Origin of the sequence: Streptomyces pseudovenezuelae (genome assembly GCF_001513955.1) — a bacterium.
In the GTDB taxonomy this organism is placed as follows: domain Bacteria; phylum Actinomycetota; class Actinomycetes; order Streptomycetales; family Streptomycetaceae; genus Streptomyces; species Streptomyces pseudovenezuelae.
On sequence record NZ_KQ948149.1, the window covers coordinates 735,653 to 757,513 of the forward strand.

General features: G+C 70.9%; 16 protein-coding genes. 7 read left to right on the top strand and 9 right to left on the bottom strand.

Annotated elements, in window-relative coordinates; genetic code table 11:
• Window positions 1-2: 2 nt before the first annotated feature.
• The 5 genes from AQI94_RS27475 to AQI94_RS27495 form a co-directional block, all read right to left on the bottom strand.
• Window positions 3-968, bottom strand: a complete 966-nt coding sequence (locus AQI94_RS27475; protein WP_031042076.1) for an HpcH/HpaI aldolase/citrate lyase family protein — start codon at window positions 966-968, stop codon at window positions 3-5.
• Window positions 965-3,013 (bottom strand): protein meaA, encoded by a 2,049-nt coding sequence (locus AQI94_RS27480; RefSeq protein WP_031042079.1) that lies wholly within the window; start codon window positions 3,011-3,013, stop codon window positions 965-967. Before AQI94_RS27480 ends, AQI94_RS27475 begins: the two co-directional genes overlap by 4 nt.
• Window positions 3,014-3,023: 10 nt before the next feature.
• Entirely contained in the window at window positions 3,024-4,361 is a 1,338-nt protein-coding gene (ccrA, locus tag AQI94_RS27485; protein ID WP_031042082.1) for a crotonyl-CoA carboxylase/reductase, read from the bottom strand.
• A gap of 395 nt (window positions 4,362-4,756) precedes the next feature.
• Window positions 4,757-5,572, bottom strand: a complete 816-nt coding sequence (locus AQI94_RS27490) for a TetR family transcriptional regulator (protein ID WP_037941867.1) — start codon at window positions 5,570-5,572, stop codon at window positions 4,757-4,759.
• 160 nt (window positions 5,573-5,732) lie between these two features.
• Window positions 5,733-7,538: a 3-hydroxyacyl-CoA dehydrogenase family protein gene (locus tag AQI94_RS27495; RefSeq protein WP_031042086.1), complete on the bottom strand. Its 1,806-nt coding sequence runs from the start codon at window positions 7,536-7,538 to the stop codon at window positions 5,733-5,735.
• 376 nt (window positions 7,539-7,914) lie between these two features.
• On the opposite strand from AQI94_RS27495, the gene AQI94_RS27500 reads away from it, so the two are divergent.
• Window positions 7,915-8,490 (top strand): adenylosuccinate lyase, encoded by a 576-nt coding sequence (locus tag AQI94_RS27500; protein ID WP_031042089.1) that lies wholly within the window; start codon window positions 7,915-7,917, stop codon window positions 8,488-8,490.
• A 4-nt stretch (window positions 8,491-8,494) separates the two neighbouring features.
• Here the strand turns inward: AQI94_RS27500 and AQI94_RS27505 are convergent, their stop codons facing one another.
• The 3 genes from AQI94_RS27505 to AQI94_RS27515 all read right to left on the bottom strand — a co-directional run bounded on the left by AQI94_RS27505 (window position 8,495) and on the right by AQI94_RS27515 (window position 11,878).
• Entirely contained in the window at window positions 8,495-9,025 is a 531-nt protein-coding gene (locus tag AQI94_RS27505) for a GNAT family N-acetyltransferase (protein ID WP_031042092.1), read from the bottom strand.
• A 93-nt stretch (window positions 9,026-9,118) separates the two neighbouring features.
• Window positions 9,119-10,705, bottom strand: coding sequence for an alpha/beta hydrolase (locus AQI94_RS27510; RefSeq protein WP_031042094.1), 1,587 nt, complete (start codon window positions 10,703-10,705; stop codon window positions 9,119-9,121).
• Window positions 10,706-10,840: 135 nt separating this feature from the next.
• On the bottom strand, window positions 10,841-11,878 hold the full coding sequence (locus AQI94_RS27515) for an Rv2578c family radical SAM protein (RefSeq protein WP_031042097.1): 1,038 nt from the start codon (window positions 11,876-11,878) through the stop codon (window positions 10,841-10,843).
• Window positions 11,879-12,020: 142 nt separating this feature from the next.
• Between AQI94_RS27515 and AQI94_RS27520 the strand changes: the two genes are divergently transcribed.
• From AQI94_RS27520 to AQI94_RS27535, 4 genes are all read left to right on the top strand, one after another.
• Complete coding sequence (locus tag AQI94_RS27520; protein WP_007385839.1) at window positions 12,021-12,464, top strand: SRPBCC family protein; 444 nt, start codon at window positions 12,021-12,023, stop codon at window positions 12,462-12,464.
• Window positions 12,465-12,612: 148 nt separating this feature from the next.
• Window positions 12,613-14,961, top strand: a complete 2,349-nt coding sequence (locus AQI94_RS27525; protein WP_031042101.1) for an MFS transporter — start codon at window positions 12,613-12,615, stop codon at window positions 14,959-14,961.
• 132 nt (window positions 14,962-15,093) lie between these two features.
• On the top strand, window positions 15,094-17,562 hold the full coding sequence (locus AQI94_RS27530; protein ID WP_062229978.1) for an ATP-binding SpoIIE family protein phosphatase: 2,469 nt from the start codon (window positions 15,094-15,096) through the stop codon (window positions 17,560-17,562).
• 145 nt (window positions 17,563-17,707) lie between these two features.
• A complete protein-coding gene (locus AQI94_RS27535) occupies window positions 17,708-18,433 on the top strand; it encodes a class I SAM-dependent methyltransferase (protein WP_031051644.1) in 726 nt (241 codons plus the stop codon).
• A 21-nt stretch (window positions 18,434-18,454) separates the two neighbouring features.
• Here AQI94_RS27535 and AQI94_RS27540 read toward each other — a convergent pair whose 3' ends face one another.
• A complete protein-coding gene (locus AQI94_RS27540; RefSeq protein WP_031051645.1) occupies window positions 18,455-19,570 on the bottom strand; it encodes an acyltransferase family protein in 1,116 nt (371 codons plus the stop codon).
• 146 nt (window positions 19,571-19,716) lie between these two features.
• Here AQI94_RS27540 and AQI94_RS27545 point away from each other — a divergent pair, with 146 nt between their 5' ends.
• Together AQI94_RS27545 and AQI94_RS27550 are read left to right on the top strand one after the other, a co-directional pair.
• Window positions 19,717-20,550, top strand: a complete 834-nt coding sequence (locus AQI94_RS27545; protein WP_031051647.1) for a M55 family metallopeptidase — start codon at window positions 19,717-19,719, stop codon at window positions 20,548-20,550.
• Window positions 20,543-21,847 (top strand): M20/M25/M40 family metallo-hydrolase, encoded by a 1,305-nt coding sequence (locus AQI94_RS27550; RefSeq protein WP_031051649.1) that lies wholly within the window; start codon window positions 20,543-20,545, stop codon window positions 21,845-21,847. Before AQI94_RS27545 ends, AQI94_RS27550 begins: the two co-directional genes overlap by 8 nt.
• The last annotated feature ends 14 nt before the right edge of the window (window positions 21,848-21,861 follow it).

The following is a 21,861-nucleotide window of genomic DNA, read 5'->3' on the forward strand; positions in this document are numbered from 1 at the left end:
GCTCAGGCCTCCGGGATCTCGAACTTGGAGGTGCGCTGCATGCCGGCCGCGCGTCCCTTGCCGGAGATGACCAGCGCCATCTTGCGGCTGGCCTCGTCGATCATCTCGTCGCCGAGCATCGCCGAGCCCTTCCTGCCGCCCGCCTCGGACGTGTAGTAGTCGTACGCGTCCAGGATCAGCTCGGCGTGGTCGTAGTCCTCCTGGGAGGGCGAGAAGATCTCGTTGGACGCCTCGACCTGGCCCGGGTGCAGCACCCACTTGCCGTCGAAACCGAGGGCCGCGGCGCGCTGGGCGACCTCGCGGTAACCGTCGATGTTGCGGATCTGCAGGTAGGGACCGTCGATCGCCTGGAGGTTGTTGGCGCGGGCGGCCATCAGGATCTTCATCAGGATGTAGTGGTAGGCGTCCGCCGGGTAGCCGGGCGGCTGCTCGCCCACGACCAGCGACTTCATGTTGATGGACGCCATGAAGTCGGCCGGGCCGAAGATGATCGTCTCGACACGCTGGGAGGCGGTCGCGATCTCGTTGACGTTGTTGAGGCCCTGGGCGTTCTCGATCTGCGCCTCGATGCCGATCTTGCCGACCTCGAAGCCCATGGTCTTCTCGATCTGGGTCAGCAGGAGGTCGAGTGCGACGATCTGCTCGGCGGTCTGCACCTTCGGCAGCATGATGCAGTCGAGGTTCTGGCCGGCCCCCTCGACGACCGTGACGACATCGCGGTACGTCCACTCGGTCGTCCAGTCGTTGACGCGCACGACCCTCGTCTTGCCGGTCCAGTCACCCTCGTTGAGGAACTTGACGATGGTGTGCCGCGCCTCGGGCTTGGCGAGCGGGGCGCACGCGTCCTCCAGGTCGAGGAAGACCTGGTCGGCGGGGAGGCCCTGCGCCTTCTCCAGGAAGCGGGGGTTGCTCCCGGGGACCGCGAGACAGGAGCGTCGCGGACGCAGACGGTTGACGGGCGTGGTCATGCGGGGACCTCCAGGGGGTCGAGCTTGTTCGCTTTCCGGATCTCGTCGACGATGCGGCCGATGATTCCGGTGATGTCGAAGTCCTTCGGGGTGAAGACCGCGGCCACGCCGGCAGCCCTGAGCTGTTCGGCGTCTCCATGGGGGATGATCCCACCGGCGATGACAGGTACCTCTGTGGCGCCTGCCACATGGAGCCTTTCCAGGACGTCCGGCACCAGCTGGGCGTGCGAGCCGGACAGGATGGACAGGCCGACCGCGTGCACGTCCTCGGCGAGGGCCGCGTCCACGATCTGCTCCGGGGTCAGCCGGATGCCCTGGTAGACCACCTCGAAGCCGGCGTCACGCGCGCGCACCGCGATCTGCTCGGCCCCGTTGGAGTGCCCGTCCAGGCCCGGCTTGCCGACCAGGAAGCGCAGCTTGCCCACGCCGAGGTCCTTGGCGGTCAGCTCGACCCGGCGGCGCACGTCCGCCATGGCCGAGCCGGCCTCCGCCGGGACCGCGACCGGCGCCGAGGAGACGCCCGTGGGCGCCCGGAACTCGCCGAACACCTCCCGAAGGGCCCCGGCCCACTCGCCGGTCGTGACACCCGCGCGGGCGCACTCCAGGGTGGCCTCCATGAGGTTGGCCGTGCCCTTGGCGGCCTCCTTCAGCTTCTCCAGCGCCTTGCACGGGCGCGGGTGGTTGAAGGGCGGCTGGTAGCGGGTGTCGCGCCAGTTCTGCAGCCCGGCGATCACACGGGCCTCGACGGCCGGGTCCACCGTCTGGATCGCGGTGTCCAGGTCGGCCGTCAGCGGGTTCGGCTCGGTCGTCTCGAAGATGTTGACGCCGATGATCTTCTCCTGGCCGGACTCGATCCGGGCCCGCCGCTGGGCGTGCGAGGAGACGAGCTGCGACTTCAGATAGCCCGACTCGACGGCGGCCATCGCGCCGCCCATCTCCTGGATCCGCTCGATCTCCGCGAGCGACTCCTCGACGAGCGTGCTCACCTTCGCCTCGACGACGTGCGAGCCCTCGAAGATGTCCGCGTACTCCAGCAGGTCGCTCTCGTAGGCCAGCACCTGCTGCATCCGCAGCGACCACTGCTGGTCCCAGGGCCGGGGCAGGCCCAGGGCCTCGTTCCAGGCCGGCAGCTGCACGGCACGGGCGCGTGCGTCCTTCGAGAGGGTGACGGCCAGCATCTCCAGCACGATCCGCTGGATGTTGTTCTCCGGCTGCGCCTCGGTCAGCCCGAGGGAGTTGACCTGGACGCCGTACCGGAAGCGGCGGTGCTTGGGGTTCTCGATGCCGTAGCGCTCGCGGGTGACCTGGTCCCAGATGCGGCCGAAGGCGCGCATCTTGCACATCTCCTCGATGAACCGGACTCCCGCGTTCACGAAGAAGGAGATCCGGCCGACGACGTCGCCCATGCGCTCCTGTGGCACCTGCCCCGAGTCCCGGACGGCGTCCAGGACCGCGATCGCCGTCGACATCGCGTACGCGATCTCCTGGACCGGCGTGGCGCCCGCCTCCTGCAGGTGGTAGCTGCAGATGTTGATCGGGTTCCACTTCGGGAGGTGGGAGACCGTGTACGCGATCATGTCGGTCGTCAGACGCAGGCTCGGCTCCGGCGGGAAGACGTGCGTCCCGCGGGACAGGTACTCCTTGACGATGTCGTTCTGGGTCGTGCCCTGGAGCTGGGTGATGTCCGCGCCCTGCTCCTCGGCGACGACCTGGTAGAGCGCCAGCAGCCACATGGCGGTGGCGTTGATCGTCATCGAGGTGTTCATCTGCTCCAGGGGGATGTCCTGGAACAGCCGGCGCATGTCACCGAGGTGCGCGATCGGCACGCCGACCCGGCCCACCTCGCCGCGGGCGAGGATGTGGTCGGAGTCGTAGCCGGTCTGCGTCGGCAGGTCGAAGGCCACGGAGAGCCCTGTCTGCCCCTTGGCGAGGTTGCGCCGGTACAGCTCGTTGGACGCCTCGGCCGTGGAGTGACCGGCGTAGGTCCGCATGAGCCACGGCCGGTCCTTCTCCCGCTTGCTGTCGGCGGGCTGACGCTCAGTCATTCAGCGCTCCTCAGATGTTCCGGAAGCGGTTGATGGCGTCGATGTGCTGGGCGCGCTTCTCCTCGTCGCGCACGCCGAGGCCCTCCTCGGGGGACATGCACAGCACGCCGACCTTGCCCTGGTGGAGGTTGCGGTGCACGTCGTAGGCCGCCTGGCCGGTCTCCTCCAGGGAGTAGACCTTCGACAGGGTGGGGTGGATCTTGCCCTTCGCGATGAGCCGGTTGGCCTCCCAGGCCTCGCGGTAGTTGGCGAAGTGCGAGCCGATGATCCGCTTCAGGGACATCCACAGGTAGCGGTTGTCGTACTCGTGCATGTAGCCCGAGGTCGAGGCGCAGGTGGTGATGGTGCCGCCCTTGCGGGTGACGAAGACGGAGGCGCCGAAGGTCTCGCGGCCCGGGTGTTCGAAGACGATGTCGATGTCCTCGCCGCCGGTGAGCTCGCGGATGCGCTTGCCGAAGCGCTTCCACTCCTTGGGGTCCTGGGTCTGCTCGTCCTTCCAGAACTTGTAGCCCTCGGCGTTGCGGTCGATGATCGCCTCGGCGCCCATGGACCGGCAGATGTCCGCCTTCTGGTCGCTGGAGACGACACAGATCGGGTTGGCGCCACCGGCCAGCGCGAACTGCGTGGCGTACGAGCCCAGGCCGCCGCTCGCGCCCCAGATCAGGACGTTGTCGCCCTGCTTCATGCCGGCGCCGTTGCGGGAGACCAGCTGCCGGTAGGCGGTGGAGTTGACGAGGCCGGGGGCGGCCGCCTCCTCCCACGACAGGTGGTCGGGCTTGGGCATCAGCTGGTTGGACTTGACGAGCGCGATCTCGGCGAGGCCGCCGAAGTTGGTCTCGAAGCCCCAGATGCGCTGCTCGGGGTCGAGCATGGTGTCGTTGTGGCCGTCGGAGGACTCCATCTCGACGGACAGACAGTGCGCGACGACCTCGTCGCCGGGCTTCCAGGCGTTGACGCCGGGGCCGGTGCGCAGGACGACGCCCGCGAGGTCGGAGCCGATGATGTGGTACGGCAGGTCGTGTCGCTTGGCCAGGTCGTTGGTGCGGCCGTAGCGCTCCAGGAAGCCGAAGGTCGACAGCGGCTCGAAGATCGAGGTCCACACCGAGTTGTAGTTGACACTCGATGCCATGACGGCGACCAGGGCCTCGCCCGGGCCGAGCTCGGGCAGCGGCACGTCGTCGAGGTGGATCGACTTGCGCGGGTCCTTGTCGCGGGTCTCCAGACCCGCGAACATCTCCGTCTCGTCCTTGTGCACGGTGATCGCGCGGTACGAGTCGGGGAGCGGCATGGCGGCGAAGTCGGCCGGCGTCGAGTCCGGCGACTGGATCGCGTCCAGGATGTCCTTCACGGTCACGGTGTTGCCTCCGGCGAATGGCGTCTTGAGGGGAGACGCTGAGGGTTACGTCGGTGCCGTCGGTTCGGCGGTCTTGCTGTTCGGCAGCGCTTTGTGGCGCGGGAGGTTGCCTGTGACGCAGGCGTCCGGGCGGGCAGGTCGATGACTTGCTGGGACAGCCGGCGTACGCATGGTCTCTGCACGCCGGCCGCCCGGACTCCCCTCAACGTAAGACACCGCGTGCCACCATGCAAGGCACTGAGTGCCAGAGATTGCCCTCAGATGAAATCTTTACGTAACAAATGAGCGATGATCGATCGAACGGGGTCTGAAAGCCGCCTGAAAAGGGTCTCTGACGTGCCAAAACGGCCACCCCGAAGGGTGGCCGTCATCACAGCGTCGAGAGCCGCTCAGCGCTCCTTGAGGGCCTGCTCGATGGCCCGCATCACCTCGTCGAGCGGCGCGTCGGTGCGGGCGACGGTCACCAGGACCTCGCCCTGGGACGTCACCGCGGCGGGAGCCGGCCGCGTCGCGGTCGTGGTGTCCCGCCCCGCCCCGATCCCCGTCCCGAACGTCTTGCGCACGATCGCGAAGGCGTGGTCCAGCTGCGCCTCCACGTCACCCTGGCCGCCGGCCCGCAGCCACCGACGCAGCACATGGTTGTGGGCCGTGACCACGGCCGACGCGGCGACCTCCGCCAGCAGGGGATCGTCGTTCGCGTCGTCGTCGTGGGCGTGCTCGTCGAAGTGCCCGAGCAGATACCGCGTGAACAGCCGCTCGTAGCGGGCCACCGAGGCGATCTCCGCCTCCCGCAGCGTCGGCACCTCGCGCGTCAGCTTGTAGCGGGCGACCGAGATCTCCGGCCGGCCCGCGTACATCTTCATGACTTCCTTGATGCCGCGGCACACCGTGTCGAGCGGGTGCTCGTGCGCGGGGGCCGCGTTCAGCACGGCCTCCGCCCGGATCAGGGTGTCGTCGTGGTCGGGGAAGATCGCCTCTTCCTTGGAGCGGAAGTGGCGGAAGAAGGTGCGGCGGGCGACACCGGCCGCGGCCGCGATCTCGTCGACGGTCGTCGCCTCGTACCCCTTGGTGGAGAACAGCTCCATCGCGGCGGCGGCCAGCTCTCGGCGCATCTTGAGCCGCTGGGCGGCCGCACGATTGCCTGCGGCACTCTCCGGCACGTCGGGCGTGGCTGGTGTACGGGACGACTTGGCGGGCTGGGGCATGACCCGAACGTACTGCATGTGCGCAGGTTGGTGCGCGTGTCCGGGGTTTGTCCGGCCCGGGGCCGGCGGCCAGGCGCCGGGTCCCGCGGGCGCGGGCGGACTGCCCGGATCGAGCAGTCCGCCCCAGTCCTCGCCGTCGGTGAACCAGTCGCCGGCGTGCTCAGCGGCGGGCATATTCGCGGAAGCCACGGCCGGTCTTGCGGCCGAGGCAGCCCGCGGCCACCAGGTGCTCCAGGAGCGGGGCCGGAGCCAGACCCGGGTCGCGGAACTCTCGGTGCAGGACCTTCTCGATCGCGAGCGAGACGTCCAGGCCGACGACGTCCAGCAGCTCGAAGGGGCCCATCGGGTAGCCGCCGCCCAGCTTCATCGCCGCGTCGATGTCGTCGAGGGAGGCGTAGTGCTCCTGGACCATCTTGATCGCGTTGTTGAGGTACGGGAACAGCAGGGCGTTCACGATGAAACCGGCCCGGTCCCCGCAGTCCACCGCGTGCTTCTTGATCCTGCCGCAGACCTCGCGGACCGTGGCGTGGACGTCCTCGGCCGTCAGGACCGTGCGGACGACCTCGACCAGCTTCATCGCCGGCGCCGGGTTGAAGAAGTGCATGCCGATCACGTCCTGCGGGCGCGAGGTGGCGCGGGCGCAGGCGACGACGGGCAGCGAGGAGGTCGTGGTGGCCAGGACCGCGCCGGGCTTGCAGACCTTGTCGAGCGTCTGGAACAGCTGCTGCTTGATCTCCAGGTCCTCGGCGACGGCCTCGACGGCCAGGTCGACGTCCGCGAACGCCTCGTACGAGCCCGCCGCGGTGATCCGGTCCAGGGTCTGCGCGGCCGCCTCGGCGGTCATCCGGCCCTTGTCGACAGAGCGTGAAAGAGACTTGCCGATACGGGCCTTGGCCGTCTGCGCCTTCTCCTCGCTGCGGGCGGCGAGCACGACCTCGTACCCGGCCTTGGCGAAGACCTCGGCGATCCCGGACGCCATCGTCCCGGAGCCGGCGACACCGACGGAGCGCACCTCGCGGCCCGCGGCCTTCTCGGAGCTCTCCAGGGGCGTCAGCGCGTCCCGCACGACCGCCGCGCTGCCCGGAGCCTCGTACGTGTAGAAGCCGCGTCCCGACTTACGGCCGGTCAGGCCCGCCTCGCTGAGCTGCTTGAGGATCGGGGCGGGAGCGTGCAGCCGGTCGTGGGACTCGGCGTACATGGCCTCCAGGACCGTGCGCGCGGTGTCGACGCCGATCAGGTCGAGCAGGGCGAGCGGGCCCATGGGCAGGCCGCAGCCGAGCCGCATCGCCGCGTCGATGTCCTCGCGGGAGGCGTACTTCGCCTCGTACATCGCGGCCGCCTGGTTGAGGTAGCCGAACAGCAGCCCGTCGGCGACGAAACCGGGCCGGTCGCCGACCGCGACGGGCTCCTTGCCGAGGTCGAGGGCGAGGTTGGTGACCGCGGTGACGGCCGCCGGGGCGGTGAGCACCGAGGAGACGACCTCGACCAGCTTCATCGCGGGCGCCGGGTTGAAGAAGTGCAGGCCCAGCACCCGCTCGGGGCGCGCCGAGTCGGCGGCCAGCCGGGTCACCGACAGGGCGTTGGTGCCGGTCGCGAGGATCGTCTCGGGCCGCACGATCCCGTCCAGTTCACGGAAGATCTGGTGCTTGATCTCGTACGACTCCGGAGCGACCTCGATGACGAGGTCGGCGTCGGCCGCCGTGCGCAGGTCGGTGGAGGTGCGGATGCGGGCGAGGACGTCCGCCCGCTCCTGCTCGGTGAGCCGGCCGCGCTCCACGGCACGGGCGGTCGCGGTCTCCAGGGTGGCGACGGCCTTGGCGGCCTGCGCCTCGCTGATGTCGATGCCGACGACCTCGCGGCCGGCCCGGGCGAGGACCTCGGCGATACCGGTGCCCATGGTGCCGAGGCCGACGACGGCGACCGTCTTGAGCGGGGACAGGGAGGGGTCGGACAGGGGAGTGGCCATCGCGGAACTCCAGGAATGAGGGTGACGACTGGGAGCGCGACCCGGTACGCCGAGGGGCGCACCGGGTGCGTGGAAAACTGCTGGATGCGGGTGTTGCCGGGCTGCGAGCGCACACGCCCGGGCCGTCGTCACGGGCCTTGCACAGGCCCGGAGAACGGTGGATCCGACCGGCCCTGTCCCAGGCCGGGTCGTACTGGTGGTACCCGAGGTACCGAACCGACTGCTCTCACGGCGGCTGCGTCACCAGGCCACCGCAAGGAGTTCCACGAGTGGGTAACTCGCTCGTCTGAGCTTAACCGGTGGGTAACGAGCGCGCCAGCCCCCGGATTTGTGATGTACGTCCCGCGCCCCGGGCAGGCCCCCTAACCTCGGGTTCATGGACGAAGAGTTGCGATCACTCACGGAGCGTTTGCGGCGGGAGTCAGGAGGGTCGGCCGCCTTCGACCGGCTGGTGGTGACCGAGGACCCGGACGAGCTGGCCGGAGTGCTCACCGAACCCGGACAGCCGTTGTGGGCCCGGGAGCTGGCCGCGTTCCGGCTCGGCCTCGCCGGGGACCGCCGGGCCTTCGAGTCCCTCGTCCTGCTGCTCAACCACCGCGATCCACCGCGCTGCGCCGCCGCCGCGTACGCCCTGTCCCGGCTGGACGACCCGCGCACGGCCCGCGCGGCCGCCGCCCTCGCCACCAACGAACTCCGGGTCGCCTACGCCCTGCACCCGGTCCGGCTGCTGGCCGAACTGCGCGCCCCCGAGTCCGTACCCGCGCTCATCACCACACTGGAGCGCCGGCTGCGCCCGCACGACCCCTACCGCCGGGTGGCGCTCGCCTGCGTGGAGGGCCTCGGCACCCTGGCCGACGCCCGCGCCAGACCCGTACTGCACGAGGCTCTCGCGCATCCGTCGCTGGCGGAGGCGGCGGTGCACGCGCTCGCGCGGATTCCGAAGCAGCGGTGAGCTGTCACGGGCCGAGTGTCCGCGCGTACCGCACCTCCGGCACCGGGACGCCGTCCGCCTCGAAGGGCTCCTCGGCCCCGTCCGTCTCGAAGCCCGCCCGCTCGTAGAAGCGGCGGGCACGGCTGTTGCCCTTGAGCACCCACAGGTACATGCGGTCGTGGCCCAGGGCCGCGCGGTTTCCCAGGGCTTCGAGCAGCAGGGCGTGTCCGATGCCGGTGCCGTAGCACCGCGGGTCCACGTAGACGGCGTACAACTCGGCGTCGGCGGTGCGCACTTCGCCGTCCCGGTACGGGCCGTGACAGGCCCAGCCCATGACCTCGCCGTCCCGCTCGGCCACGAGGTTCACCACGCTGCCGTCGCCCTGCCCGAAGCGGGCGCGGTGGCGCTCGGCGTCCCGCGCGACGCTCATCGCGTCGAGGTACGACCGCGGGATCAGACCCTGGTACGCGCTCTGCCAGCCGCGGACCCGGATCTCCGCCACTCGGTCGCAGTCGGCGAGGGCCATCGGGCGGATGAGAAGGCGATCGTCGTCCATGGCGGCACTCTAGGCACTCGCCTGGACGACGGTCGCTCCGGCCGCGGCCCAGCACCGCGTGGGAGTGCTGGGCCACGGGGGCGCCCCGGACGCTCAGCCGCGGGAGCCGAGCAGCCTGTGCAGTGTCGCGCCGCGCGCGGACGTCGAGGCGGCCTTGGAGGTCAGCGGCTTCGGATCGGGCAGCGCCTTGCACACCGCGTCGGCCTCACCGCCGCCCCGCGGCACCTTCCCGTCGGTCAGGTACGCGGCCAGGTACTTGTCCAGGCACGCGTTCCCGCTGAGCGTGATCCCGTGGTTCCCGCCGCCCTCCTCGACGACGAGACTGGAGTCCGCCAGCAGCCGGTGGACCGTGACGCCGCCCTCGTACGGGGTGGCCGCGTCGTTCGTCGCCTGGAAGAGCAGCACCGGAGGCAGCTTGCCGTTGGCGACGTTCACCGGGCTCAGCGAGCTCGTGGGCCAGAACGCGCACGGGGCGTTGTACCAGGCGTTGTTCCAGGCCATGAACGGCGCCTTCTCGTACACGTCCCAGTTGTCCCGCTGCCACTGCCGCCAGTCGCGCGGCCAGGAGCCGTCACGGCACTGCACGGAGGTGTAGACGCTGTAGCCGTTGTCCCCGGAGGCGTCGATCGCGGCGAAGTTCTCGTACGCCTCGACCAGCGGGTCGGCGTTCTTGCCGTTCACGTACGCCGAGAACGCCTCGGCCAGGTAGGGCCAGTAGCCGTTGTAGTAGCCGCCCGGGATGAAGGTGTCCTCCAGTTCGGAGGCGCCGACCTTGCCGTCCGCGGGCTTCCTGGCCAGGGCCGCCCGCATCGCGTACCACTTGGCCTCGATCCTCTCCGGGTCGGTGCCGAGCTTGTAGGTCGCGTCGTACTTGGCGATCCAGGCCATCAGCGCGCGGTGCCGGTCGTTGAAGGCGTAGTCCTGGGTGAGGTTGTCGTCGTACCAGACGCCGGTCGGGTCCACGATCGAGTCCAGGACCAGGCGGCGCACCTGGTGCGGGAAGAGCTTCGCGTAGACCGCGCCCAGATAGGTGCCGTACGAGTAGCCGAAGTAGTTGATCTTCTCGGCGCCGAGCGCCCGGCGGATCGCGTCCATGTCCCGCACGGCGCTGAGGGTGTCGATGTACGGCAGCACGCTCGCGTACTTCCGGCCGCAGGCGGCGGCGAAGGACCGGGCGCGCTGGAGGTTGGCCCTCTCGATCGCGGGTGTGCTCGGCACGGAGTCCGGGCGCACCGGGGCGAAGTGGCCCGGCACGCAGTCGAGGGCGGGCTTGCTCGCGCCCACCCCGCGCGGGTCGAAGCCGATGACGTCGTACTGGGCCGCGACGGCCTTGGGCAGGCCGGAGGCGATGAACCCGGCGAACGTCAGGCCGCTGCCGCCGGGACCGCCGGGGTTGACCAGCAGCGGGCCCTGGTACTTCTTCGCGGTGTGCGGGACCCGGGACAGCGCGAGGGTGATCTGCTGCCCGCGCGGGTTCGCGTGGTCGAGCGGCACCTTGAGGGACGCGCACTGAAGGGTCGGGTGGTCGGTGGTGCCGCATTTCTTCCAGGTGAGCTTCGCGGCACGAGCGGTCAAGGAGGGCTGGGTGTGCTGCGGGGTGCCGGCCTCGGCGGGGACCGCGGTGAAGGTCCCGGCCACGACGATTGCGGCGCCGCACAGCACGGCTGCGCGTTTTCTCATGGGGTCCTCCCAGGACGGAGGGTTCCGGACCGCGAGGGTCACGGTCCCTGCCGCATCGTCCCGGAGTGTGTGCCCGGAAGAACGTGTTATGGCGATAGTTGACCCGATTGGGCAGTCCGATGCGCTCGAACGCTCTCAGATCAGCGTGAGTTGGGTCGGCCCGGACACCGGCTCGGCCTCGGGCTCCGGCTCCCGGATCCGCCGGGGCATCCCCGCGCCCGCGGGACCGATGCCGTACTCCTGGGCCAGTTCATGGACCTGACGGGTGATCCGGCGCTGGTACCACTTCGGGGCGTACGAACCGTCCGCGTAGAGCCGCTCGTAACGGCGCACCAGATACGGGTGCTCCCGGTTCAGCCAGGCCATGAACCACTCGCGGGCGCCGGGCCGCAGATGCAGCACCAGCGGGGTGACCGAGGTGGCCCCCGCGGCGGCGATCGCGCGCACGGTCGCCCGCAGCTGCGCCGGCCGGTCGCTCAGGAACGGGATCACCGGCGCCATCAGCACCCCGCACCCGATGCTGTGCTCGCCGAGCGTCCGTACGACGTCCAGGCGGCGCTCCGGAGCGGGGGTGCCCGGCTCCACGGTGCGCCACAGGTCCGGGTCGGTGAAGCCGACCGAGACCGAGATGCCGATGTCCGTCACCGCGGCGGCCTGCCTCAGCAGGTCGAGGTCGCGCAGGATCAGCGTGCCCTTGGTCAGGATCGAGAAGGGGTTCGCGTGGTCGCGCAGGGCGGCGATGATGCCCGGCATCAGCCGGTAGCGGCCCTCCGCGCGCTGGTAGCAGTCGACGTTGGTGCCCATCGCGATGTGGTCGCCGGTCCAGCGGCGCGAGCCCAGCTGGTGGCGCAGCAGCTCGGGGGCGTTCACCTTGACCACGATCTGCGAGTCGAAGCCGAGACCGGTGTCCAGGTCGAGATAGCTGTGGGTCTTGCGGGCGAAGCAGTACACACACGCGTGGGAGCAGCCGCGGTACGGGTTCACCGTCCACTCGAAGGGCATGCGGGAGGCGCCCGGCACCCGGTTGATGATCGAACGGGCCCGGATCTCGTGGAACGTGATCCCGGCGAACTCGGGTGTGTCGAAGGTACGGCTGACCACCGCGTCGGCGCCGAAGAGGGCGGCGTCGGCCCGTCCGTGTTCCGCGGACTCGGTGAGGTTCTCCCAGCGCATGAGGCCTCCTCGGTAGCACTGCCCACCGAGTGAAACACTTGTTCGAATTTCTGCGCAACCCCGATTTGGGCGGCCGTGGGCGGGGGTGGTTGGCTTGCCCCCAACCCGAGAACCCGAGAAACCGAAGTCCTGGAGGAAGTCGATGGCGCAGGTCGAGGCCACTACGGAGCGGATCGTCGCGGCGGACGCGGAGAAGGTGTTCGACGCCGTCGCCGACTACAGCGGCACGCGGTCGAAGGTGCTGCCCGAGCAGTTCAGCGAGTACGAGGTGCGCGAGGGCGGCGACGGCGAGGGCACCCTCGTCCACTGGAAGCTCCAGGCCACCAGCAAGCGCGTGCGCGACTGCCTCCTGGAGGTCACCGAGCCCACCGACGGCGAGCTCGTCGAGAAGGACCGCAACTCCTCCATGGTCACCACCTGGCGGGTCACCCCGGCGGGCGAGGGCAAGTCCCGGGTCGTCGTGACCACCACCTGGCAGGGGGCCGGCGGTATCGGCGGCTTCTTCGAGAAGACCTTCGCCCCCAAGGGTCTCGGCCGGATCTACGACTCCCTCCTCGACCGCCTCGCCGCCGAGGTCGAGAAGTAAGTCACCGGCGCCGGGCGGACGTTGTGCTCGATCACCGGATCGAGTGGATCTCCGTACGGTCCACCGGAGTGCCGTAACTCGTCGCGCTTGCTCGTAGTTGTCGCCTTATGCGGGAAATGCGGGGCAGGCGCGACGAGGGGAGCGGGACGTGGGCGTGACGACTGCGACGCACGAGGAACGGGTCGAAGCGCCACCGGAAGCCCCCGCCCCGGCCGTCGAACTCGGCCCGCGCCGGGTGCGGTTGATCTTCTTCGGGCTGATGCTCGCGCTGCTCCTCGCCGCGCTGGAGCAGATGATCGTCGCCACCGCGCTCCCCAGGATCGTCGGTGAACTGCACGGCCTGGACCGGATGTCCTGGGCGATCACCGCCTACCTGCTCACCGCCACGATCGGACTGCCGGTCTACGGCAAGCTCGGCGACCTGCTCGGCCGCAAGGGCGTCTTCCAGTTCGCGATCGTCGTCTTCGTCGCCGGCTCCGCGATGGCCGGACGGGCCACGACCATGGACCAGTTGATCGCCTTCCGCGCGGTGCAGGGCGCCGGTGCGGGCGGCCTCATGATCGGTGTGCAGGCGATCATCGCCGACATCGTGCCGCCCCGGCGGCGCGGCCGCTTCATGGGCCTGATCGGCGCCGCCTTCGGACTCGCCTCCGTCGCGGGCCCGCTGCTCGGCGGCTGGTTCACCGACCACCTGTCCTGGCGGTGGTGCTTCTACGTCAACGTGCCCTTCGGGCTGCTGACCCTGGCCGTCGTCACCGCCGTACTGAAGCTTCCCAAGCCGCGGGTGCGGCCCCGGCTCGACCTGCCCGGCGCGCTGCTGCTCGCCGCGGCCTCCACCTGCCTGGTGCTGCTCACCAGTTGGGGCGGCACCGAGTACCCCTGGGACTCCCGGACGATCGTCGGCCTCGGGGCCGGAGCGGTCGCCTCAACCGTCCTCTTCCTGGTCGCCGAGCACTTCGCGGCCGAACCCCTCATCCCGCTCCGGCTGTTCAGGGACTCCGTCTTCAACGTCACCGGCCTGGTGGGCCTGGTGATCGGCGTCGCGCTCTTCGGGGCCGCCAGCTATCTGCCGACCTTCCTGCAGATGGTCGACGGCGCGAGCGCCACCGAGTCGGGCCTGCTGATGCTGCCCATGATGGCCGGCATCGTCGGGGCCTCCGTCGTGGCCGGCCAGCTCATCACCCACACCGGGCACTACCGGATCTGGCCGATCCTCGGCAGCGCCCTCTCCGCCGTCGGCATGTGGCTGCTGTCCCACCTGGAGGTGGACACGCCCCGGCTGCACTACAGCATCTGGATGGCCGTCCTCGGCACCGGGATCGGCATGGTGATGCCGGTGCTGGTCCTCGCCGTGCAGAACTCCGTGCGCCCCGCCGACCTCGGCACCGCCACCAGCGCCAACAACTACTTCCGGCAGATCGGCGGCAGCGTCGGCGCGGCGATCTTCGGCACCCTCTTCGCCGACCGGCTCGCGGACGCACTGGAGCGGCGACTCCCCACCGCGAACGGGCTGCCCGACCCCGAGTCCATCACCCCGCAGCTCGTCCACGGTCTGCCCCCGGCGCTGCGCGACGGCTACATCCGGGCCTACGCCGACGCCATGCCGAGGATCTTCCTCTACCTCGTGCCGGTGCTCGTCCTCGGTCTGCTCATCGCCTTCTTCCTCAAGGAGAAACCGCTGGTGTCCCACTCCGCCGACACGGAGACCGCCCCGATCCCGCAGGCCCGGTCGCCGCACACCTCCGCGGTCCCCGTGCGCGGCACGGTGCGCCACTCCGACGGGACCCTCGTACCCGGGGCCGCCCTCACCCTCATCGACGTGGCCGGAGCCCAGATCGGGCGCGGGGCCGGCGACGGGGACGGACGGTTCGCGCTGTGGACGCCCGGACCGGGGTCGTACGTCCTCATCGCCGCCGCGAGCGGTCACCAGCCGCAGGCCGTCCCCGTGACGGTCGACGAGCACCCCGTCGCACTGGACCTCGTCCTCGGCGGCGCCGGACGGCTCTCGGGACGGGTGCTCACCGACGGCGGCCCCCTGCCGGACGCGACCGTCACCCTCACCGACGCGCGCGGCGAGGTCGTCGCCACCACCCGCAGCGGACCGGAGGGCGCCTACGTCATCACCGAACTGGTCGCGGGGGAGTACACCCTCGCCGCCGGCGCGCCCGCGTTCCGCCCCGCCGCGCTCCCCATCACCGTCCGGGCCTCCCGGGAGACCCGCCAGGACGTCGAACTCGCGGGCGGCGCGGTGCTGCGCGGCACCGTGCGGGCCGGTGGCGGACGATCCGTCGAGGACGCGCGCGTGACACTCCTGGACGTCGCCGGCAACGTGGTGGACACCCTCACGACCGGCCCCGACGGCACCTTCCGCTTCGCCGACCTGACCGGCGGCGAGTACACGGTCGTCGCCGCCGGTTACCCGCCGGTCGCCACCGCCCTCCAGGTGGCCGGAGGCGGCCGCACGGAGCGGGATCTCCGGCTGGGACACGAGGACTGACGGTGTGTCAGCGCGGGGCGCACGCCGGGGTGATCCGGTCCGGGCCAATTCCCGCATTGCCGCACACCGTGACCGCCCGGCGCCGTACGGTGGAACAGGCGGCACAGATCTTGCGGAGAGAGGGCCTGGGCCATGGACCGTGGCACCGAGAGGGGCGCACCTCCCAGCCGCGGAGCCGGGAGCGGCACGGCGGACGGACACGCCGCGGCCGGCCGGGTCCCGCTGGCCGTGGTGGTCGTGGACCGCGACGGCCTGGTGTCCCACTGGAGCCGGGGCGCCGGCCGGCTGTTCGGCGCCGGCAAGGACGAGGCCATCGGCCACTCCGCGGCCGACCTGCTGCCCGTCTCCGGAGCGCTCCCCGACGAGGCGCAGACCCCGCCCCACGGCGGGTACGCGGCCTACGACGGACTCGGACCGGACCTTGAGTCCTCCCTCGACGGCGGCCTGTCCTACCCGGCCGCCGGCCGTGCCCGTCTCACCGTGCCCGGCGCGGACCGCGTCGACGTCCTGTGGTGGGCCTACCCGCTGGTGGGCCCGGGCCGGGAGCGTCTGCTGGTGCTGGCCGCCGACGCCGGCGGGCTGCGCCGGGATCTCGACCCGGACGAGACCGGCGCGGCCGTGGAGCGGATCGCCCCCGCCTTCGCCCTGCACACCGACTTCCCCGGCGCCGACGAACTCGCCCGGCGGCTCCCCGAGATCCTGCCCAGCATGAGCGTCGGCGAGAGCGCCCGCATCGTCGCGCAGGTCCTCGAACTGGGCTATCCGGTCCTGGAGTTCAGCCAGAACGACCGGGTGCCCGTCACCCCCGACTGGGGTGTGCCCCGGCGCGCCGAGCGCAGGGCCCGCCGCGAGCGGGCGGCCCGGGCGGCCGCCGAGGGCCTGCCGTCGCCGCAGGACGGACCGGACGAGGGCGAGGACCTCGAATACGTCGCCGTGCGCGAGCGCCTGGAGTTCCTCAACGAGGTCAGCGGGAAGATCGGCACCTCCCTCGACCTGTCCCGGACGATCGTCGAGGTCAGCAGGGCCGTCGTCCCCCGCTTCACCGATGTCGCCGGCACCTATCTGCGCGAACAGGTCGTCGCCGGTGAGGGGTTCCCCGACGGCGTGCCGGACACCACCACCATGTGGCACCGGGTGGCCCTGGAGCACACCGACGAACCCGGCCGCTGGGACGACGTGGTGCCGGTCGGCGAGGCCATGCCGTTCCCCGCGCACACCCCGTTCTTCCAGTGCATGACCACCGGTGAGCCCGTCCTCGTGCCGCGCATCAGCGAACAGATGGGGCACGCGATCGCCTCGCAGTTCGAGAAGCGGGACATCAGGCCGCTGATCACCGGCCGCTCCATGCTCGTCGTCCCGCTGAAGGCCCGCCATGTGGTCCTCGGGTTCATGATCCTGCTGCGGCACCCCGAGCGCGTCGAGTTCAACGACATGGACCGGGTCACCGGCGCCGAACTCGCCGCCCGCGCGGGCCTCGTGCTGGACAACGCGCGCATGTACACCTTCCAGGAGTCCGTCGCCGAGACCCTCCAGGACAGCATGCTGCCGCAGATCCCGCCCCGCATGGCGGGCTGCGACATCGCCACCCGCTATCTGCCGGGCACGCTCCTCGGACGCGTCGGCGGCGACTGGTTCGACTCCGTGAAACTGCCCGGCGCGCGGACCGCCCTGGTCGTCGGGGACGTCATGGGCCACGGGCTCAACTCGGCCGCCATGATGGGCCAGTTGCGCACGGCCGTACAGACCATGGCCGCGCTCGACCTGCCGCCCGCCCAACTGCTGCGCAACCTCGACGACCTCGCCCAGCGGCTCGGCGACACCTACCTCGCGACCTGTCTCTACGCCGTCTACGACCCGATCGCGAGCGAACTCCACCTCGCCAACGCCGGGCACATTCCCCCGGTGATCGTGCGGGCCGCGGACGGGCGCAGTGAACTGCTCGACCTGCCCACCGGCGCGCCCATCGGCGTGGGCGGGGTGCCCTTCGAGGCGGTACGCGTGCGGGTGGAGCCCGGTGACCGGCTGCTGATGTGCACCGACGGGCTGGTGGAGGTGCGCGGCGAGGACATCGGGGTGGGCCTCGCGACGCTCACCGAGTCCGCCGCGCATCCGGCCGCGTCCATGGACGACGCCTGCGACGCGATCATCCGGGCCCTCAACCCGCGGGGCGGACGCAAGGACGACGTGGCGCTGCTCATGGTCCGCCTCAACGGCATCGAGCCGGACGACGTGGCCGAGTGGCGGATCTCCCTCGACCCGGTCGAGGTGGGGCGGGCCCGGGCCGTGGTGCGCGAGCAGCTGCACGACTGGGGCCTGGCGAAGCTGGCCGACGGCGCGGAGCTCATGGTGAGCGAGCTCGTCACCAACGCCGTACGGCACTCGCACAGCCGGCCCGTCGAGCTGCGGCTCGTGCGGGAGGACACCCTGCTGTGCGAGGTGGACGACGACGACCACGAGCTGCCGAACCTGCTGAGCGCCGGACCCGCCGACGAGCGGGGACGAGGACTCCGGGTGGTCAGCACGCTCGCCCGGGAGTGGGGTGCCAGTCGTACGAAGGCCGGGAAGACCGTCTGGTTCGAACTGACCCTGCCGCGTCGCTGAGCGTCCCGTTCGTCGCCGGGGGCGTGTGTTTCTCGAACTGGCAGTGAAGGAATGCGCCACGCGCTTGTCCGCGTGACCCCGGCGCGATACACCGTACTGGCCCGCCAAGTGTGGCGGGTTTGTGGCACATCCTGGGGAGTTGGGCATGAGCGTGACTGGTCGGTACCGGGAGTCCTGGGAGGGCTTCTGGCGGGAGGCCCCGGGGCGGCAAGGGGCCGTGTTCTGGGACGCGGAACCGGTGTTGACCGCGGGGGTCCACCTCGCCCACTTCGAGCCGCTGCTGGCCGATCCCGGGCTGCCCCTCGTGGACCTGGGCTGTGGGAACGGCACCCAGAGCCGTTTTCTCGCCGCCCACTTCACCCAGGTCATCGGCGTCGACCTGTCCGCCGCCGCCCTGGACCGTGCGCGCGACGCCGACCCCGACGGGCAGGTGACGTATCGGCTGCTGGACGCCTCCGACAAGAGCGAGCCGGAGAATCTGCACGCCGAACTGGGGGACGCCAACGTCTACATGCGGGGCGTGCTGCACCAGGCCGGCCCCGAGGACCGGCAGCAACTGGTCGACGGGATCGCGACGCTCGTCGGAGAGCGCGGCCGGGCCTTCCTCGTCGAGCTCTCCGAGGCCGCCAAGGCGGTCCTGGTGGGCCTCGCGCAGGGCCCCGACGGACCGCCCGCCAAGCTCGCACCCATCTTCCGGCACGGCATCGCCCCCGGTGAGGTCGCCGACGAGGCGGTGCCCGTGTACCTGGGGGCGGCCGGGCTGACGATCGTGGCGAGCGGGGACCTGCCGCTCGTCACCACCGAGTACCGGGCCGACGGCACCCGGATCGAACTGCCGTCGAAGTGGTGGGTGGTGGGCCGCACCGGCTGACGGTCCGGCGCCGGACACGTCCTATCGGCGTGCCTGAGCGGGCACCCCGCCCGTCACGGGCGGGGTCCTCCGGAACGCCCACTCCATCCGCGGCTCCATCACGCACCGGAAGACCCGCCGCACGGGAGCGGTGCACAGCACGGTCACCACGGCACCGGCGACGAGCGTGGCGGCGATCTCGCCGAGCGGGGTGTGCGGCCAGCGATGGCCGGCCCAGTCGAAGTGGTTGCCGGCCTGGACGACGAAACCGTGCAGCAGATAGCCGTAGAGCGTGCCCGCGCCCAGGGTCGTGAACCACATCCGGCGCCCCGGCACCCAGGACAGGAAGCAGGCGACCAGCACGAGCGAGCAGCCGAAGAGGGCCGCCGTCATCAGCGGCCCGTACCAGGCGGGCACGCCGAAGTGCTCGGCGGCGTCGCGGTGGAAGAACCAGGCGTAGTCCATGCGCGGGACCGCCCAGTACGAGAACACCACCGCGCCCCCGAACACCGGAACCGCGAGCAGCCGCACCCGCCACTGGCGCACCAGCGAGAAGTGCTCGGGGCGCAGACACAGGCCGAGCACGAAGTACGGCAGGAACTGCAGGGTGCGCTGGAGGTCGAGGTCGGCGCCGATGGACGGGCTGAGCGTGGCGAGCGCGGCGAGCCCGAGCGCGATCGGCAGCGGCCACCGCACGGCACGCCAGATCGGCGTGGTCAGCCGCCAGATGAACAGCGCGGCCAGGAACCAGGTCAGATACAGCGGGTCCAGCAGACTGATGTCGCGGTCCGGGACACCGTCCGACCACCGGGTGAAAAAGGTGTATGCCGTCTCGAACACGACGTAAGGGACGACGACCCCGGTGACCAGCCGCTTGATCTTCGCCGGGCTCGCGTCGAAGGAGCGGGAGAAGTAGCCCGAGATGATGATGAACGCCGGCATGTGGAACGCGTAGACGAGCGTGTACAGCGCGGTCACGGCACGGCTGTCCGAGCGCAGCGGCTCCCAGGCGTGGCCCATGGCCACCAGCACGATCGCCAGGTACTTGGCGTTGTCGAAGAACGCGTCGCGCTGCTTCGGGCGTCCGGGCGGGTTCTCCGGCGCGGTGGTCGCCGTCGTGGGCCGTGCCGACCGGACGGACTGTGCGGTGTCGCTCACTCTTCTCCCTGACCGTCTCCTGTGGAACCCGCGAGGGAGGATACGCGTCTCCTGGGAGTCACCTGTGAGGCGGGGGTGAGCGGCATGCGGCTCGCCTCACCACTTGCGGGCGACGTAAACCTCCCCGGCGCGTAACGTGGCGGACCATGAAGATCCTGATCAGCGCCGACATGGAGGGCGCGACGGGCGTGACCTGGCCGGCCGACGTGCTGCCGGGCACACCGCAGTGGGAGCGGTGCCGGTCGATGTTCACCTCGGACGTGAACGCCGCCGTGCTGGGCTTCTTCGACGGGGGCGCCGACGAGGTGCTCATCAACGAGGCCCACTGGACCATGCGCAACCTGCTCCTGGAGGACCTCGACGAGCGTGTGCGGATGCTCACCGGCCGGCACAAGTCGCTGTCCATGGTCGAGGGAGTCCAGCACGGTGACGTCGACGGCATCGCCTTCCTCGGCTACCACGCGGGCGCCGGCCAGGAGGGCGTCCTCGCCCACACCTACCTCGCCAACTCCATCACCGGGGTGTGGCTCGACGACGTCCCCGCCAGCGAGGGGTACCTCAACGCGCACGTGGTCGCCGAGTACGGCGTCCCCGTCGTCCTGGTCACCGGAGACGACGTGGCCTGCGAGGACGCCCTCGGCTACGCGCCCGAGGCGCTGAAGGTCGCCGTCAAGGACCATGTCTCGCGGTACGCGGCCGTGTGCCGCACACCGGCCCGCACTGCCGCCGACATCCGGGCCGCCGCGAAGGAGGCCGCCCGGTTGGCGGTCCGTCAGGAACCCGTACCGGCCGGGCCGTTCACGATCGCGGTCGAGTTCGACGCCGAGCACCTCGCGATGGCCGCCACCGTGGTGCCCGGTGTGGAGCGGATCGGAGTGCGGAAGGTGGCGTACACCAGCGAGACCATGTACGCGGGAATCCGTACCTTCAAGGCGGTCACCACCATCGTCTCGGCCGCCGTGGAGGAGCAGTATGGCTGACCAGCAGGCACTGGACGAGGTCGTCCGGTTCACCTCCGACCTCATCCGCATCGACACCACAAACCGGGGCGGCGGCGACTGCCGGGAGCGCCCCGCCGCCGAGTACGCGGCCGAGCAGCTGGCCGGGGCGGGCCTTGAGCCCCTCATGCTGGAGCGCACCGAGGGGCGGACGAACGTCGTCGCCCGCATCGAGGGCACCGACCCGTCGGCCGACGCCCTGCTCGTCCACGGTCATCTGGACGTGGTGCCCGCCGAGGCCGCCGACTGGAGCGTGCACCCCTTCTCCGGGGAGGTCCGCGACGGGGTCGTCTGGGGCCGCGGGGCGGTCGACATGAAGAACATGGACGCGATGATCCTGGCCGTCGTGCGGTCCTGGGCCCGGCAGGGCGTACGGCCGCGCCGCGACCTCGTGATCGCGTTCACCGCCGACGAGGAGGCCAGCGCCGTGGACGGCTCCGGATTCCTCGCCGACGAGCACCCGGAGCTCTTCGAGGGCTGCACGGAGGGGATCAGCGAGTCGGGGGCGTTCACCTTCCACGACGGCGCCGGCCGGCAGATCTACCCGATCGCGGCGGGGGAGCGCGGCACGGGCTGGCTCAAGCTCACCGCGAACGGCCGCGCCGGACACGGCTCCAAGGTCAACAAGGAGAACGCGGTCACCCGGCTCGCCGCCGCCGTGACCCGCATCGGCGAGCACGAGTGGCCGCTCCGGCTCACTCCGACCGTCAGCGCGGCCCTCACCGAACTCGCCGCGCTCTACGGCATCGAGGCCGACCTGAATGACGTGGACGGACTGCTTGAGAAGCTGGGTCCGGCGGCCAAGCTGGTCGAGGCGACCGTCCGCAACAGCGCCAACCCGACCATGCTGCAGGCCGGTTACAAGCTCAACGTGATCCCCGGGGAGGCCGTGGCCTACGTCGACGGCCGCTGTCTGCCCGGTGGCGAGGACGAGTTCCGTGCGACCCTCGACCTGCTCACCGGCCCGGACGTGGACTGGGAGTTCAGCCATCGCGAGGTGGCCCTCCAGGCGCCGGTCGACTCACCGACGTACGCCACCATGCGGGCCGCCGTCGAGGAGTTCGCACCCGAGGGACACGTGGTGCCGTACTGCATGTCCGGCGGCACCGACGCCAAGCAGTTCTCCCGCCTGGGCATCACCGGGTACGGGTTCGCGCCCCTGAAGCTCCCGGAGGGCTTCGACTACCAGGCCCTCTTCCACGGGGTCGACGAGCGTGTCCCCGTCGAGGCACTGCACTTCGGCGTACGGGTACTCGACCGCTTCCTGCGAACGACCTGAGCAAGTGGGGGAGA

Excerpts from the sequence above, each read along its gene's own strand:
- AQI94_RS27475 (WP_031042076.1), bottom strand. The coding sequence starts at position 968 with ATGACCACGCCCGTCAACCGTCTGCGTCCGCGACGCTCCTGTCTCGCG.
- AQI94_RS27510 (WP_031042094.1), bottom strand. The coding sequence starts at position 10,705 with ATGAGAAAACGCGCAGCCGTGCTGTGCGGCGCCGCAATCGTCGTGGCC.
- AQI94_RS27515 (WP_031042097.1), bottom strand. The coding sequence starts at position 11,878 with ATGCGCTGGGAGAACCTCACCGAGTCCGCGGAACACGGACGGGCCGAC.
- AQI94_RS27480 (WP_031042079.1), bottom strand. The coding sequence starts at position 3,013 with ATGACTGAGCGTCAGCCCGCCGACAGCAAGCGGGAGAAGGACCGGCCG.
- AQI94_RS27500 (WP_031042089.1), top strand. The coding sequence starts at position 7,915 with ATGGACGAAGAGTTGCGATCACTCACGGAGCGTTTGCGGCGGGAGTCA.
- AQI94_RS27550 (WP_031051649.1), top strand. The coding sequence starts at position 20,543 with ATGGCTGACCAGCAGGCACTGGACGAGGTCGTCCGGTTCACCTCCGAC.
- AQI94_RS27535 (WP_031051644.1), top strand. The coding sequence starts at position 17,708 with ATGAGCGTGACTGGTCGGTACCGGGAGTCCTGGGAGGGCTTCTGGCGG.
- AQI94_RS27545 (WP_031051647.1), top strand. The coding sequence starts at position 19,717 with ATGAAGATCCTGATCAGCGCCGACATGGAGGGCGCGACGGGCGTGACC.
- AQI94_RS27490 (WP_037941867.1), bottom strand. The coding sequence starts at position 5,572 with ATGCCCCAGCCCGCCAAGTCGTCCCGTACACCAGCCACGCCCGACGTG.
- AQI94_RS27495 (WP_031042086.1), bottom strand. The coding sequence starts at position 7,538 with ATGGCCACTCCCCTGTCCGACCCCTCCCTGTCCCCGCTCAAGACGGTC.
- AQI94_RS27530 (WP_062229978.1), top strand. The coding sequence starts at position 15,094 with ATGGACCGTGGCACCGAGAGGGGCGCACCTCCCAGCCGCGGAGCCGGG.
- AQI94_RS27505 (WP_031042092.1), bottom strand. The coding sequence starts at position 9,025 with ATGGACGACGATCGCCTTCTCATCCGCCCGATGGCCCTCGCCGACTGC.
- AQI94_RS27520 (WP_007385839.1), top strand. The coding sequence starts at position 12,021 with ATGGCGCAGGTCGAGGCCACTACGGAGCGGATCGTCGCGGCGGACGCG.